Below are 225 nucleotides of genomic sequence, written 5' to 3' on the forward strand. Positions count from 1 at the left end.
GCTCGCGCTTGCAGAGGATCTCTTGCAATCGATCCGGCGCCAGATTCATCGGCCGATGCAGGTCATCACACCGGGCAGGGACGATCGCAAACCGCGCGTTGTAGTCCTCCACGAAGTCCGGCAAGAAGGTATTGCCGGCCTCCATGGTGTCGATGCCAGAAAGCCGCAGTTCTTTGACCAACCGATCCTGCAGCGTCCGGTTCATCCGCTCGACACGGCCCTTGG

Annotated in this window: 1 pseudogene; it reads right to left on the reverse strand. The window is 60.9% G+C overall.

Annotation, left to right across the window (positions count from 1 at the left end):
- A pseudogene (locus IB248_RS31310) lies at nucleotides 1–225 on the reverse strand (ISNCY family transposase); the annotation flags it as partial.

Source organism: Rhizobium sp. RHZ01, assembly GCF_014851595.1.
In the GTDB taxonomy this organism is placed as follows: Bacteria; Pseudomonadota; Alphaproteobacteria; order Rhizobiales; family Rhizobiaceae; genus Rhizobium; species Rhizobium altiplani.